The following is a 14,851-nucleotide window of genomic DNA, read 5'->3' as shown; positions in this document are numbered from 1 at the left end:
GGCCAGTAATAGGTGATAATCAGTATTTTTTCTGTTCCATTTTTAATTTAATGGTCTTTGTTATTCTGAACGCAGCGAAGCGCAGTGAAGAATCTCACTCTATCTCTTCATTGAGAAATTTCCAATCCGGATTGAATCCATTAATTAAGTTTTCTGTCCTGTATATAATACTGTTTTTATTTTATCAGTCAGTATATAAACGTAGTAATGATGAGTGCCCAACGTTTTCATTTGAGATTCTCCATTACGCTATGCTTCATCAGAAAGACATTGCGTAACATTATTTTTATTGTTTAAGCGTTTTGTTCAGCAGCAATTTCTTTTTTCCTGTTTTTGTTCATCCAGAAAATTCCAAATGCAGCCAACAGGATAAATAATCCGAATGAAAGAAGAGAAAGCCATTTTCCTTTTTCAATCACTTCAGGTTCAAATACCATTCTGATATGATGGTTTCCTGCAGGAACATGCACGGCACGAAGCAAGTAATCTGCCTTGATGTAAGGAACTTCTTTTTCATCTACAAACATTTTCCATCCGTGAGGATAATACACTTCAGAGAATACTGCCAATTGAGGTGTCTTCGACTGAGATTTAAATTCAAGTTCGTTCGGCTGGTATTTAGTAAGATTGATATATGCTGCAGAATCTGCCTGAACCGGTTTGTTATCAAAATATGATTTGTCAGATGAAGCAATGACAGCTGTTTTTGTTATCAATTGTTCCAATAGATTTAATTTCCTGGTTAGGACTATCCACAAACTTTAAATCGCTTACAAACCATGCATTTCCGTTGGCTTTTGGATTAGGAACAACCTGTGGCTGGTCAGGACCTCCGAAAACCATGTACTTAGCATTCAGTAAGTTTAATACATTAGGTGTTTTTACACTGTCGATGCTATTGATATATTCGTTCAGTACGTCATCATATCTTCTTAGTTTTACAGCGTGGTAACCTCCAATAGAGGCTTTAAAATAAGATGTATTGGTTTCACTGGTTACACCCAGCGTCTGGTTGTAAATTCTGTAGTGAGTTTTATCTTTTTCAGCGATGGTTTCCAATGTTTTGTTGATGTTGACATTGGATAAAATAGATTCCAGATTAGGATTTCCCTGCACTTTTTCCGCCAGCAGATCTGAGCTCTCTGTCTGGAAAGGATTTTCAGCAAAGATTTTATCTACGTAATTTTCATCATTTAAATAACGCTTGTTTACGCTCCAAAGATCAAATAAACTTACAACTCCGATGATAACCAAAGCAATATTCTGATTAAGCTTTTTCTTTAAAGTCAGGAATAATGCAGCAGCAGTAATCGCCACATAAATGAATGCTTTTATCGCATCTATTCTGAACAGTTTATATCTTTCATCTACAAGATAATCGAGCAGGAAAGGAGGGAAATATGTTTTTTCGTTTTCTGTAGCAAAGCCCAGTAATGACTTTCCAAAGATTAAAAGAATCAATAAAAAGCCTAAAGTTCCTCCTCCTACGTAAAGAAGGATTTTCTGTTTGTACTCTTCAGTCAGTTTTTCATCCGTAAAGAATCTGTATAATCCCAGAATGGCAATTAATGGGAATAATAACTCTACTACAACTAAGATTGAAGAAGGAGCTCTGAACTTATTATAGAACGGCACATAGTCGATAAAGAAATCAGACAACGGCATAAAGTTACTTCCCCAGGCCAGTAAAATAGTCAGGATAGAAGCTCCTAGAATCCAGTAACGGTATTTTTTCCAGGCAAAAAAGAATCCTAATAAAGCAAGGAAACACACAATCGCTCCCTGGTAAGCAGGCCCTGATGTTCCCGGCTGGTCTCCCCAGTAAGTTACCCCACTGAAACCTTTGGAAATTCTGTCCATTTCAGCCTGTGACCCTACATTTTCCTGAACCAGTTCCTGCACTCTGTTCATGATTTGTTTGCCCTCAGGCTCCTGGCTTCCACCACCCATTAATCTTGGGATGAATAGGTTTAAAGTTTCCAGTCGTCCATAGCTCCACATCAGCATGCTTTCTTTATCCATTCCGGATTTTCCTGAAGTATGGCTGTCATTATCCAGGATCTGCTTTCCACGAACGGTTTCTTTTACATATTCCGAATTGGCCATAATCCTCTGCGAATTCATACCCACTCCTATAACACATGCTGCCGCAATAATTCCTGATGAAATAAGGAAGTGCTTCATCGGAGTTTTTCTGAATGGCTCTGATCAGTTCAGAAAGGAATAAGAATCCCAGAGCAAGGAACAGATAATACGTCATCTGCGGATGATTGGCAGCGATTTGAAGCCCCATAAAAAGGGTCGTTACAATGAATCCCCAGATGTATTGTTTTCTGATATAAACCAGTAAAATTCCGGCCAACAGCGGTGCGAAATATTCAATGGTATTTACTTTACCATTATGTCCGGCTGCGATAATAATATAAAAATAAGTCGAAAGTCCGAAGAATGTAGCTCCCAGGAGAGCGTACTTCCAGTTTCTGACCACTACCATTCCCAAAAGGAAAAAACCTGCAAACAGCAGGAAGAGATAATTGACCGGCCTTGGCATGAAATTCAGATTGCTGTCAATTTTTTTGATGATATCACCCTTGAACTGGCTTCCCATCTGATAAGTTGGCATTCCGCCAAACATGGAGTCACTCCAATAGGTTTCATTTCCGGTATTGGCTCTATAATCAAGCAGTTCTTTTGCGCCTCCTCTGTACTGCACGATGTCATGCTGGAAAAGCTGTTTCCCTGAAAATACAGGAGTGGAATATAAAAATGCTAAAACTATAAATACTACTAATGAAACTGCAATATAAATTAAGTTTTTATTTTTTGCCATGCTGGTTATTATCTTTTATTTCTTGGAATTTTACCTTTTGTCATTACTCTCCTTTACCTCTTCGTAGTCTACAGTTTCTGCATCCCAGTTAAGGTTCTGTTTGCTATTCTTATTCGAGTTGTGTATGTCCTGCTGTCTTTTATTCTGGTTTTCATTGTTGAAGCGATAGCTGTAAAATGTCTTAAAGAAAATTCTTTTCAGGATATTCCAAACAAAGAAAATAATAATGGCAGTGAGTACTAACTCAAGAATGTACTTCATAATTTTTTTGTTTAAAGTTCAGTGTTTAAATGTTATATTTTAAACACTGAATGTTTATTCAAGTTATTTGGCAGATGGGTTGACCATTACTGAAGAATTGGAAACGCTTTTCATAGACTGAGACTGTTTTCCATCTGAAATGGTTTCTATCTGAGTTGTTTTTACGTTGATATTCTGGTTGGTAATCCATCCTGTGCTTTCGTCAAACTTAATGGTTCCGTTCTGAACCAGTTCACTGCTCAGACTGTGTGTAATTGGTCCCTGAGCTTTCTTTTCTGTCTTCTTGGGAATCCCTCCTGTTACCGCAATTTCTGCAGCTCCGTTTCCTAAGCTTTTCAATACATAATTGGAGGTTACCTTTACTGCTCCGCTAGCGTCAGCATTTTCAGAAGTAGACCACTTTTCTCCGATTTTTACTCCTTTTTTAGGAATAATCATCAGGTTTTTGTGAAATTGATCTTTCAGTACTTTTTCGTTGAATGACTGTTTAAGGCTTGCTACTACACTTGCTTTTTCATTGGCGTCTTTGATCAGTGTACCTACCGCGTTGCCTACTTTTGTGTAAACAGCATCAAATCCTGTAATAGAAATTACATTCCCTTTGGTATCCATCTTCATCTGAAGTTTGTTTCCGGTAAGTGCTTTGTTGACATTCCAGATCATTTTAAGTTCATCTTCTTTAGGAAGAGGCAGTTTAGTATCCACTACTACAGTTTTTCCCTGTGCAGACTGAGAACTTCTCTTGGCTACAAGGTTAAGGGTCATTTCATATACATTTCCTTTAATATCATCCACCACGAAGTTCATCTCATCTGTGGATTCGCTGGTTGCAGTGATAGATTTTCCCTGAGGATCTGTCATTGTTTTTACATCTCTCTGATATGTGGTAAGAGGATATGTCTTTCCTTTTTCCAGCTTAAAAGTCTGTGTGATAACACCTGCAGAATCTTTGATAGCAGGATTTTCTGAAACTTTCGCTACTGAATCAGCAGGAACTTCTACAGTTACCGTTTTTCCTGTTTTAGGATCTACTTTCGTTATTTTTGCTGTTTCTTTTTTACAAGATACAAGAGCTATTGATGATATAAGCGCAAGCGCTGCAATGTTTCTCATTAATTTTAACTTTATTTTTTACTACTGTTTCTTAATAAATTATCTGCAATATCATGCAGTTTTCCTGTGATTCTGCATCCGACTCATTGGAAAGCACTACGACTCCCATGTTTTTTGACGGATAAATCTGAAGCACACTTGAAAAGCCAAATGTACCTCCTGTATGATAAACGGTTTGGGTTCCGTCTTCATAGGTATGTAATCTCCAATATAATCCAATGGCATCTTCTTCATTTTTTACAAAAGGAGTATGGGATGTTTTCACGTACTTATTACTTTCATCCAGATGGTACTGCATGTATTTCACCAGATCCTCCGTAGTAGATATAATTCCTCCGGCCGGAGCGAAAATAGTGGTGAAATTCCTGGGCATTACCTTTCCTTTTTCGTTGTAACCGGTCAATCGTTGTGCAGAATTCGTACCAACAATAGTCTGATTCATTTTCAAAGGCTTCGTAATATACTCTGAAAGGAGATCTGTATAGCTTTTATGGTATACTTTTTCCAGGATATCTCCTGCAATTTGCGTTCCTGTATTGGAATATTTATACTCTAAGCCCGGAACAAAATCCAATTTTGCCAGATGCAGATCTTCATAAAACTTCTCCTTTGAATAGTTTTTATAAAAATCGGACAGCAGTATCGCCACTGAGTCCATCGGCTTTTGGAAGGTCTGTGACTGATCCGGTAAAAACTGTGGCAGCCCCGAAGAGTGATTGGTAAGGTTGCCAATCGTTATCGGATGCTTTCCAAATTCAAGATTAGGATAATTTCCGCCCAGATATTTACGGATATCATCATTCATTTTGATTTTATTATCCACTAAAGCATGAGCCAGAAGAGTTCCGGTAAATGTTTTGGTGATGGATGCAATCTCGTACAGACTTTTGGAAGTTGGAAGTTCCTGTTTTCCTGTTTCCGTTGTTCCATAATTATAAAAATAACTTTTACCATCTTTGAAAACACCTATTGAAAGACCTACACGTGCAGGATCCTGCATATACGCGAGAGCTTCTTTCTGAACCATCTTATCAAGATCAGTTGTAAGAAGGTTATCTGTGGCTATTTTTTTGGTCTGTGCATTAAAAATAAACGGAGCAAAAATAAGGGTAAAAGTGATTGTATTTTCATAGTTTATGGATTGGGTATCACAGCCATTTTCTGTCTTACCGCTTCATACAAAATCGCTCCACAAGCTACAGAAACATTCAGAGATTGGGTTTTGCCTTCAATTGGAAGTTTTATTTTTTCATCAGCATGATGCAATACTTCTTTGGAAATTCCGGTTTCTTCATTTCCCATCACGATAGCACAAGGCTCAGTCATATTCACATCATAGATTAATTTCTGAGCTTTTTCACTGGCCGCATACACTGAAATACCGCTTTGCTGAAAGAAATCTACTGTGTGTGCCAGATTGTTTTCCTTACATATTTTGATATTATAGATAGCGCCTGCTGAAGTTTTTATGGCGTCAGAATTAATAGGAGCAGCGCCTTTTTCAGGAATGATCACCGCATCAATACCCACACACTCCGCAGTTCTGCAGATCGCCCCGAAGTTTCTTACATCAGTAAGTCTGTCCAGAATTAAAAGAAAAGGTGTTTTTCCCTGTTCAAATAACTGCGGAACAATATCCTCCACTTTATGAAACGGTACATCCGAAATAAAAGCAACCACACCCTGGTGGTTTTTTCTGGTAAAACGGTTCAGTTTTTCAACCGGAACATAATTGGGACGGATTTTATTTTTCGCTAAAATGGCTTTTAATTCAGCATAAATAGGACCCTGAAGTGCATTCTGCACAAAGATCTTGTCAATCGTTTTTCCCGCTTCAATTGCTTCAATCACGGGACGCAGCCCGAAAATAAAATCGTCTTTCATTGAGTTGTCAAAATTTTATGTTTAAGGATCAATGTTTAAAATTCAAAATTCAAAGTTTAATGTTTAAAGTTTTGAAATTCAATTTTTGTACTTTGTTCCTTTTAAATCTGTTGTATTTAAATATTTTATAAAAGAGCTGATCTTTTTACTTAACGTTTCAGTTTGCTCAATTAATGTTTCAAATTTTTCCTGCGAAATAAGACTTCTGTCAAAAACCCGATACAGTTGTGATCTGGTTTCTCCACAGAAAGCTTTCGCAATAGAAAGAAATTGTATACATTCTTGTTTCCGTTTCTTTCAAATCCTTCAGCAATATTATCCATTACTGGTCCTGAAGATCCATCGATTTGATTACAAAGTTTAAAATTGTTTTTAAGATTGGTAGATTCAATAATTTCATAAATCTCATGATAAAGTTGTCGGGATAATTTCCGTATCTCTAAATCCTCAAATCTATTAATGGTTCCCATAACCTTAAACCTTAAACTTTAAACTAAGAACTAATACTTCTCTCCTAAAATTGCTCTTTTCTGTGCCATCACATATCCGTAGTGAAGGCTTTCATGCATGTTGTTGAAGATAATGGCATCCTGAATGCTTTTCAGATCCATCCCGAAACTTGTGGTGTAAGGGGTATAATCTGAGAAGAAATCACTGTCATAATCCTTCATTAAAATTTTGGAAGTTTCTGTAAGTAAAAATTCCAGATCTTCCACTTCTGATTTCTGAACATTTAAATTGGGTAAAGTTCCTTTCTTATAGGTTTCAATCCAATATTTATCAATACGGAACGGATTTCCGCTCAGGTAATAGTGCAGCAGCTGCTGTGTGGCAACCGTGTGTGCAATATTCCAGTAAATATTGTTGTTGAAGCCATCCGGAATCAGAATCAGATCTTCATGGGATGTGTTCTGGAGGATATCTAAAAGGTTTTTTCTTACCTGCCTGTGTGCTTGAAAATGATAATTCATTTTGCAGAATTTTTAATCACCAAAAATAGTTTAATAAACTGGAAATGACAATTTTTGAACAGGTGATTAAAGCAAAATTTATATATTTTTATGAAAAAAGGATAATCTTATTGAGTTTTAAGCCTTCAGCAATTCGTTACCTTGCATCAATACGGGAATTTTTAACAAACTTTAACTCAAAAATGGCATTTATTATGTTGATTAATGCAAGTATTTATCAGAAATTTACCACTTATTTTAAATCAAGCTATGTCAGAGATATATCAAGCTGAAGATATCCGCCAATTGACGGAAAAAGTAAAAGAAAAAAACTACTTATTTTCTCTTCTGAGACAGGAAATCAATAAAGTTATTATTGGACAGGAATACATGGTAGACCGTCTTTTGGTTGGGCTTTTAGGAAACGGGCACGTTCTTCTTGAAGGGGTACCCGGGCTGGCTAAAACCTTAGCGATAAAAACATTGGCAGATGCTGTTCACGGAGAGTTTTCAGGATTCAGTTTACACCGGATTTACTTCCTGCGGACGTAGTGGGAACCATGATTTATAATATCAAAGACAATGACTTTTCTATAAAAAAGGTCCTGTATTCGCGAACTTCGTACTGGCAGATGAGATTAACCGTGCACCGGCCAAAGTACAGTCGGCACTTCTGGAAGTAATGCAGGAAAAACAGGTAACCATTGGTGATGAAACCATGAAGCTGCCAAAGCCATTTCTGGTACTGGCAACCCAAAACCCGATTGATCAGGAAGGAACTTATCTGCTCCCTGAAGCACAGAGCGACCGTTTCATGCTGAAATGTACGATCGATTATCCTGCTTTTGAAGATGAAAGACAGGTGATGAGAATGGTTTCAACTTCACATCAGCCGACTGTGAAACCGGTTATTTCCCTTCAGGATATTGTAGATGCTAAAGAATTGATCAACCAGATCTATCTGGATGAGAAAATTGAAAAATATATCCTGGATATGGTATTTGCTACACGTTATCCGGAAAACTACGGTCTTTCCGAACTTAAAAATTATATCAGTTTCGGAGCTTCACCAAGGGCATCCATTAATCTTGCTATTGCTTCAAGAGCCTATGCATTCTTAAAAGGAAGAGCATTTGTAATTCCTGAAGATGTAAAGGCGTTGGCAAAAGATGTATTGAGACACAGAATGGGGTTAACATTCGAAGCTGAAGCCGAAGAGATTTCAACAGAAGAAATTATCAACAGAATCTTAGCAAAAATCCAGGCGCCGTAATGAGTGAGGTAATTATCAGAAAAGCAGTCATAGCTGACTGTGCTCCTATGCTGGATTTAATCAGAGAACTGGCAGAATATGAAAAAGCGCTGCATGAGGTGACGGTGACGCTGGACGAATTTATTGAAGATGGTTTTGGTGTTTCTCCGGTTTGGGGAGCTTTTGTGGCCGAATATAAAGGAGAAATAGTCGGGATATCATTGTATTATGACAGATACTCAACATGGAAGGAGAAGGCTGTATCTTGAAGACCTTGTAGTAACGGAAAGACTGAGAGGAAAGCAGATCGGAAAGAAACTGTTTGATGCTACACTGGAACATGGAAAATCAAATAATTACAGCGGAATGGTGTTCCAGGTACTGAACTGGAATGAGCCCGCTATCAATTTTTATAAAAAATACAGTACGAAGTTTGACAACGAGTGGTCGAACGTATCCATTGAGTTTAAAGATTAACCCAAAAACCGGATCCCGAAACTCGAATATTAAACTTTGAATGTTAAACCTTAAACTTGTCTATGCAGATAAAAGATATTGTAAAAAAGTAAAGCAGATTGAAATCCGGACCAGAAAAAAGACGGAAGCTGCTTTGATGGGGCAATATCACAGTGCTTTTAAAGGGCAGGGGATGACTTTTTCTGAAGTGCGTCCTTATCAGTTTGGAGATGAGATCAGAAGAATCGACTGGAATAAAACCGCCCGTTTCCGTGAGCCGTTCGTAAAAGTGATGGAAGAAGAAAGAGAGCTGACAATGATGATTCTCGTTGATATTTCCGCTTCCATGGATTACGGAACGAAAGTTCAGCTGAAAAGAGAATATGTGGCAGAAATTGCCGCCAGTTTAGGATTTTCAGCTGCAGGTAATAATGATAAAGTAGGGTTGATCTTATTTGCTGATAAAGTATATAAAGTAATTCCTCCTCAAAAAGGAAGAAAGCATATTCTTTCCATTATCAGTAATATTCTCACTGCAGATTATGTCCCTGCGGAATCTAAAATAGACAAAGCAATGGAATATATGATGGGGATATTTAAAAGGAAATCTCTGGTATTTTTATTTTCAGACTTTGAAGATGCTTATGATTCCAAAATGCTGAGAGTGGCTTCAAAGAAACACCAGCTGCTGGGAATGAGGATTTATGATGAAAAGGATAATGAAATTCCTGACGTAGGATATGCTCTTTTACATGATGCAGAAACAGGAAAGGAAATCTGGGTCAATACTTCCAGTGCAAGATGGCGGTATACCTTCGCGGAAGCTCAGAAACAAAAACTGAGAGCTCTGGAGGAAGACTTTGCCAACAGTTCTGCAGGTTTTATGAATATCATTACCGGTTCAGATTATTCAAAATTATTGTATAATTACTTTCAGAAAAAATAACATCGGGTTTGACCCATAACTAAAAAAAATGAGGCAGCTGCCTTTATTATTTTAACATTGAAAAAAATACTTTTAATATTATCTTTTCTGGTCTGTGCGAATGTTTTTTCACAGATATTATCCTCTAACGTAGAAAAGAAAACGCTTGCTCTGGGAGAAACCAATCATATTACGATAAAGATTGATAACCTTAGCGGGCAGCAGGTTACTTCAGCTCCGAAAAATGAGCTGCTCCCTTTTCATTTTGAGGAAATCAAAGACAGCATCGGGCAATCTGCCAATAGCTATGAAAGAAAAATAGAATTTGCTGTTTTTGACGAAGGAAAATTTACCATTCCAGAACTGGAATTCAAAGTGGGTGATAAAATCCTTAAAACGATTCCTTATGAAATAGATGTCATTAATACTGCTCAGAAAGCCGATCAGATTAATGATATCATGAAGAATAAGGAGGTGAAGCTTGAACCGCAGGACTATTGGGAGCTTTATAAGTTTTATATTCTGGCAGCATTGGCTGGTATTGCAATAATTATTGCCATTATCATGTTTGTAAAATGGGGCAGGAAATCCAAAAGTTCCCCTGTTGTAGCCACCAATCAGACTTTAAAAGAACTTGACTCGCTTAAAAAGAAAAAATATATTGAAGGCGGAAACTTCCGGTCCTTTTATGTGGAACTGATTGATATTTCCCGAAACTTCATTACAAAACAATACCATCTTCCGGCAGATGTCCTTCTTACAGATGATCTTATTGATGTCATGAAAAAGAATAACACAATCTCCCAGGACAACGAAAAAATTGTGGAAGATGTATTCCAGAGGGGAGATCTTGTGAAATTTGCCAAAACTTTTCCTGATCAGGAGACCATGGAGAGAGATTTTGCCAATATCAGGGATTTTGTGAAAAGATCATCCAAAGATCTTGAATTCGAAAACTTAAGAAAGGATGTTTAATTTTGAGTTTTACAGCCCGTGGTTTTTACTGCTTTTTTTGCTGTTTATTCCGCTTTTGATTAAAGATATCGGGAAAAAGAAAGAAAAGGCATAAAGGTACCTACGATAAAAAACATGGATCACAGCGGTGGTATCCAGGGTGTACTTTTTTTATTGAAAATCTCGAAGTATATTATTCTTTCAGCTTTGATTATTGCAATGGCAAGGCCGAGAACATTTACGATTTCGCAGGACAGGGATGATACAAAAGGAGTAGATATTATGTTATCTATTGATGTTTCTTTAAGTATGCTCGCAAAGGATTTAAGTCCCGATCGTATCACTGCATTGAAAGATATTGCTGTAAAATTTGTTCAGAAACGTCCCAATGACAGGATAGGAGTTGTAGCATATGCTGCGGAGGCATTTACCAAAGTTCCTGTTACTTCAGATCATCAGGTTGTTATTGATGAGATTAAAAATCTTAATTCTGCCGGTCTTGAACCAGGTACAGCGATTGGAGAAGGTCTTTCTGTTGCCGTAAACCACCTGGTAAAAAGTAAGGCTAAAAGTAAAGTAGTCATCCTGATGACGGATGGAGTAAGTAATATTCAGAATGCAATTCCTCCGCAGGTAGCTGCCGAACTGGCAAAAAATAATAATATAAAGGTATATGCAATCGGAATCGGGACCAATGGTTATGCCCTGATGCCAACATCGCAGGACATTTTCGGAGATCTTATCTTTACTGAAACAGAGGTAACGATTGATGAAAATACATTGAGAGATTGCACAGACTACAGGAGGGAAGTATTTCAGAGCTACCTCAAACAGCAGTCTTGAAGAAGTATACGATGAAATTAACCAGCTGGAAAAATCTGATGTGAAAGTTTCCAAGCTTTACAATTATGAAGAATATTTTAAGATATTTCTCTGGATTGCTTTAGGAATGCTGGTATTGGATGCATTGTTAAGATGGGTGTTTTATAAAATTTTAAGCTGATGAGTTGGTCTTTAGGAAATTATTGGTATTTATTTTTACTGTTGCTTCTGCCGCTGTTAGCTTCCTTTTTGATCCGGTTTTTAAAATGGAGAAATAAAAAAAGAGAAATTTTTGCAGCCAGTCAGTTTCATGAAAACTTATTTGAAAAGAAATCAGGATTTACAAAGTATTTTCCTGCATTGTATTTATTGGCAACATTATTTCTGATATTCTCTATCATTGATCTTCTGAATGGTTCAGAAGAAGTGAAAAGTACCGAAACTGAACAATGTGATTTTTATGCTGGATGTATCCAATTCTATGAACGCAGAGGATATAGACCCAAGCCGTCTTGCAGAAGCTAAAAATCTGATGATGGCTGCCATGAAGAAAATGAATAATGACAAAATTGGTATTGTCATTTTTGCCGGAAATGCAATGTCGATAATGCCTCTTACCACAGATTATAATTCAGCAGAAACCTATATCAGCGGTATTGAGACAAGCTCCATGCAGATTCAGGGAACTGATTTTCTGAAGGGAATGCAGGCAGCGGTTGAAAAGTTTAAAAATGTAAGCAAAGGGTCCAGAAAAGTTGTTCTGTTAAGTGATGGTGAGGATAATGAAGGAAATGATAATGCCGCTATACGATTAGCAAATAAAGAAGGAGTGAGCATTACTTCCGTCGGGATTGGTACTGATGAAGGTGCGCCGGTTCCGGAATACGTTTTTGGACAGCTGATGGGTTACAAGACTGATGTTAATGGCGGAACAGTAATTTCAAAGAGGCAGACGGAGGCTTTAAAGAAAATGGCTGAATCTACAGACGGGACTTATATTGACGGAAATAATATCAATGAAGCCCCGGACAGAATAGCAGAAGCTGTAAATAAGAAATCTGCAGGTGCTGAAACCATGGTGAAATCACAGAATGCGAATCATTACTATCAATATTTTCTTGCAGTATCTATGCTGTTTTTCTTTTAATTTATATTTTTAATCCTAAAAGGATTTTAATGTGTAGATTTCCTCTTTATATAGAAGAAATTCTACAAGTACTTTAACCGAATTTTAACAAATAAAACTCTGTTTCTTAACATATAAAGGAATAATTTTGCAAGTGATGAATACTAAAATCATATTTTTATCGTTTATTGTTGCCTTCTCTTTCTCAGGCTTCCTGTTTGGGCAGGAAAACTACAGAAATTTAATCCATGAAGGGAACCAGAAATTTGACGGTAAAGACTATGACGGAGCTTCTTCCAAATACATGGAAGCGATAAAATCAAACGACAAAGATTTTACCGCTCATTATAACATGGGGAATGCTCTATATAAAAGTAAAAAATACGAAGAAGCAAAAGCAGAGTTTGAAAAAGCAGAAAAACTTTCACAGACACTTCCTGATAAGACTGCTGCCCTTCATAATTTGGGAAATGCTTATATGCAGATGAACCAGCCGGAAAAAGCTGCTGATTATTATAAGAAGGCCCTGAAGCAGGATCCCTACAGCGAGGTAACCAGAAAAAACTATGAGATTGCCAAGCTGAAAGAAAAAGAAAAACAACAACAAAAAAACGAACAGAACAACTCAGGAAAAGGCGGCGGCGGAAATGATCAGAATAAAGGTGACGATCAGAAAGGCGACAAAGACAAAAAACAGGATCAGGGTAACGGCCCTCAGAATGAAGGCAAAAGTGACCAGGGCGACAATCCTAAGCAGAATCAGAATAACGAAGGCAGAATGCCGAAGAATCTTGAAAATGCGATCTTAGATAAAATAAACGAAAAAGAAAAAGAAACCGCCAGAAGAATTTTAAACAAAAATTCTTATTCGATGCCTGAAAGCAACGAGAAAGATTGGTGATGCAGCACAAATTGATTTACATATTGCTTACCCTGGCGTCCGTAATTACTTACGGACAGGTAAATCTTTCTATGGATGCAGATAAATCTGAGTATGGGGGTAAAGATATCATCAATCTTACTATTGTTCTTGAACTTAACGGAAGTGATCTTGTACAGCAGACAGGTTTACAGCTTCCGGATCTTTCAAAATTTAATATCATAGGGAGCGGATCTGTTACCAATACTGTGATCGATCCGGCCACCAATACGCTCATTACCCAAAAAGTATCCCGAATTGCCCTTGAACCTAAGAAAAAGGGAAAATAAAAATCGGTTCTGTACTGGTTACGGTAAACAACAGAATTTATAAAACAGAACCTTTTGATGTCAATATCCGTGATATTGTTGACAAAAGATCATTGGCTGCCAATACATCCAATGATGTTTACCTCAATATGGAGATTGATGACAGGGATGTATATCAGGATCAGCCAACTGTTGCGGTACTGAGAGTATATTCAAAAAACATAGATAACCTGAGAAAGGTGAAAAATATCCATCTTCCGCAACAGGATAATATCAATGTGCATCCCATCAATTTTGATAAATCTGAGATAGATCCGTCAGGATATGGAAATATGCCTTCACAGGTTCTGGCGATGTTCATGGTATTCCCAAATGAAGCAGGATATGTGGAGGTTCCGGGAGTAACAGCATCAGTAAGCACCTATTCAAATAAAACTAAAATTGTTTCCAATAAAGTTAAGATTAATGTAAGAAAGCTTCCTGAAGGAGCTCCTGAATGCTTTAAAAATGCTGTGGGTAACTTTAATGTAAACGTATATAACGCTTCCAAAGAAAAGCCGGAAGCAAGAAAACCTCTGAATGTAGTAGTAAAAGTTTCAGGTGAAGGTAATTTACCGGATATGGAACTTCCAAAAATTGCTGCCTCTCCGGATTATGAAGTCTTTGCTCCTAAAATTACTTCTAACGTTGCTCCCGGAACTGCTGGAATGAAAGGAGAGATCTTAGCTAATTATGTTATCATTCCAAAAAAAGCAGGGGCCATATCCATTAAAACAGAACAGTTTGCCTTCTTCAATCCTGCCAATAAAGAATATGTAGATCTGGGACAAAAAACACTGGATCTGAATGCATTTTCTCACGATCAGATTTTGGAAGCCCGTTCTACCGTAGAAAAGGTAAATGAATATACCAATAACCTTCTCGAGACGGTAAACACACCTGTTTTAAAGACCACTTCATTCAAGGTAAAGGAAAAGAACAAGTTTCACTGGAATATTCTTCTGACAAATATTGCTATTCTGATAAGCTTGTTTGTTGCTTATCTGTTATTTAAAAATTGGCAAAAAAACGTACATTAGTTAGGGAAAAT

12 protein-coding genes and 5 pseudogenes are annotated in these 14,851 nt (G+C 37.2%); 10 read left to right on the top strand and 7 right to left on the bottom strand.

What is annotated here, in order from left to right; translation table 11 throughout:
• Positions 1–293: 293 nt before the first annotated feature.
• The 7 genes and pseudogenes from OWR28_RS18670 to OWR28_RS18640 form a co-directional block, all read right to left on the bottom strand.
• A pseudogene (locus tag OWR28_RS18670) lies at positions 294–2,830 on the bottom strand (YfhO family protein).
• A 30-nt stretch (positions 2,831–2,860) separates the two neighbouring features.
• Positions 2,861–3,091, bottom strand: a complete 231-nt coding sequence (locus OWR28_RS18665) for a hypothetical protein (RefSeq protein ID WP_332387981.1) — start codon at positions 3,089–3,091, stop codon at positions 2,861–2,863.
• 63 nt (positions 3,092–3,154) lie between these two features.
• Positions 3,155–4,204, bottom strand: a complete 1,050-nt coding sequence (locus OWR28_RS18660) for a DUF6263 family protein (protein ID WP_332387980.1) — start codon at positions 4,202–4,204, stop codon at positions 3,155–3,157.
• A 31-nt stretch (positions 4,205–4,235) separates the two neighbouring features.
• The gene (locus OWR28_RS18655; protein WP_332387978.1) at positions 4,236–5,231 is read right to left on the bottom strand and encodes a serine hydrolase domain-containing protein; all 996 of its coding nucleotides are present in this window, start codon (positions 5,229–5,231) and stop codon (positions 4,236–4,238) included.
• Between the two features lie 107 nt (positions 5,232–5,338).
• Positions 5,339–6,088, bottom strand: a complete 750-nt coding sequence (gene rlmB, locus OWR28_RS18650; RefSeq protein ID WP_332387977.1) for a 23S rRNA (guanosine(2251)-2'-O)-methyltransferase RlmB — start codon at positions 6,086–6,088, stop codon at positions 5,339–5,341.
• Positions 6,089–6,166: 78 nt separating this feature from the next.
• Positions 6,167–6,558: pseudogene (locus tag OWR28_RS18645) on the bottom strand (four helix bundle protein).
• A gap of 30 nt (positions 6,559–6,588) precedes the next feature.
• Positions 6,589–7,059 carry a DinB family protein gene (locus OWR28_RS18640; protein ID WP_002977558.1) on the bottom strand — a complete coding sequence of 157 codons (471 nt, stop codon included), beginning with the start codon at positions 7,057–7,059 and terminating at the stop codon, positions 6,589–6,591.
• A gap of 249 nt (positions 7,060–7,308) precedes the next feature.
• Between OWR28_RS18640 and OWR28_RS18635 the strand changes: the two are divergent.
• From OWR28_RS18635 to OWR28_RS18590, 10 genes and pseudogenes are all read left to right on the top strand, one after another.
• Positions 7,309–8,311 (top strand): annotated as a pseudogene (locus OWR28_RS18635) (AAA family ATPase).
• Positions 8,311–8,559, top strand: coding sequence for a hypothetical protein (locus tag OWR28_RS18630; protein ID WP_332387976.1), 249 nt, complete (start codon positions 8,311–8,313; stop codon positions 8,557–8,559). The pseudogene OWR28_RS18635 and the gene OWR28_RS18630 overlap by 1 nt, the downstream one beginning before the upstream one ends.
• Positions 8,519–8,767, top strand: a complete 249-nt coding sequence (locus tag OWR28_RS18625) for a GNAT family N-acetyltransferase (protein WP_332387975.1) — start codon at positions 8,519–8,521, stop codon at positions 8,765–8,767. Before OWR28_RS18630 ends, OWR28_RS18625 begins: the two co-directional genes overlap by 41 nt.
• 62 nt (positions 8,768–8,829) lie before the next feature.
• A pseudogene (locus OWR28_RS18620) lies at positions 8,830–9,692 on the top strand (DUF58 domain-containing protein).
• Between the two features lie 57 nt (positions 9,693–9,749).
• Positions 9,750–10,646 (top strand): BatD family protein, encoded by an 897-nt coding sequence (locus OWR28_RS18615; RefSeq protein WP_332387974.1) that lies wholly within the window; start codon positions 9,750–9,752, stop codon positions 10,644–10,646.
• Positions 10,639–11,628: pseudogene (locus OWR28_RS18610) on the top strand (VWA domain-containing protein). Before OWR28_RS18615 ends, OWR28_RS18610 begins: the two are co-directional and overlap by 8 nt.
• 279 nt (positions 11,629–11,907) lie before the next feature.
• Positions 11,908–12,594 carry a vWA domain-containing protein gene (locus OWR28_RS18605; protein ID WP_494168479.1) on the top strand — a complete coding sequence of 229 codons (687 nt, stop codon included), beginning with the start codon at positions 11,908–11,910 and terminating at the stop codon, positions 12,592–12,594.
• Between the two features lie 136 nt (positions 12,595–12,730).
• Positions 12,731–13,474: a tetratricopeptide repeat protein gene (locus OWR28_RS18600; protein WP_332388066.1), complete on the top strand. Its 744-nt coding sequence runs from the start codon at positions 12,731–12,733 to the stop codon at positions 13,472–13,474.
• An 11-nt stretch (positions 13,475–13,485) separates the two neighbouring features.
• Positions 13,486–13,782 (top strand): hypothetical protein, encoded by a 297-nt coding sequence (locus tag OWR28_RS18595; protein WP_332387973.1) that lies wholly within the window; start codon positions 13,486–13,488, stop codon positions 13,780–13,782.
• A 92-nt stretch (positions 13,783–13,874) separates the two neighbouring features.
• The gene (locus tag OWR28_RS18590; protein ID WP_332387972.1) at positions 13,875–14,840 is read left to right on the top strand and encodes a hypothetical protein; all 966 of its coding nucleotides are present in this window, start codon (positions 13,875–13,877) and stop codon (positions 14,838–14,840) included.
• Positions 14,841–14,851 lie beyond the last annotated feature (11 nt).

Origin of the sequence: Chryseobacterium sp. 1B4 (genome assembly GCF_036631475.1) — a bacterium.
In the GTDB taxonomy this organism is placed as follows: domain Bacteria; phylum Bacteroidota; class Bacteroidia; order Flavobacteriales; family Weeksellaceae; genus Chryseobacterium.
Note: the sequence above shows the minus strand (reverse complement) of the source record. Positions and strands in the feature narration are given on the sequence as shown.